Consider the following 328-nt stretch of genomic DNA (forward strand, 5'->3'; position numbering starts at 1 on the left):
TTTCAACAGGCTTCGGTTCGGTCCTCCACCCCGCTTCACCGGGGCTTCAACCTGGACATGGATAGATCGTCGGGCTTCGGGTCTATTGTACGAAACTAATGCGCCCTATTCAGACTCGGTTTCCCTGCGGCTTCAGACCTCAAAGTCCTTAACCTCGCTACGCACAATAACTCGCCGGCTCATTTTACAAAAGGCATACCGTCACACTCCCCTGCGTCCGAAAACGCAGGTCGTGCTCCGATCGCTTGTAGGCACACGGGTTCAGGTCTCTTTCACTCCCCGCCAGGGGTGCTTTTCACCTTTCCCTCTCGGTACTCTTCTCTATCGG

1 rRNA gene is annotated in these 328 nt (G+C 55.2%); it reads right to left on the bottom strand.

What is annotated here, in order from left to right:
* Positions 1 to 328 (bottom strand): 23S ribosomal RNA (locus tag EII26_RS13005); the annotation flags it as partial.

Source organism: Fretibacterium sp. OH1220_COT-178 (assembly GCF_003860125.1).
In the GTDB taxonomy this organism is placed as follows: domain Bacteria; phylum Synergistota; class Synergistia; order Synergistales; family Aminobacteriaceae; genus CAJPSE01.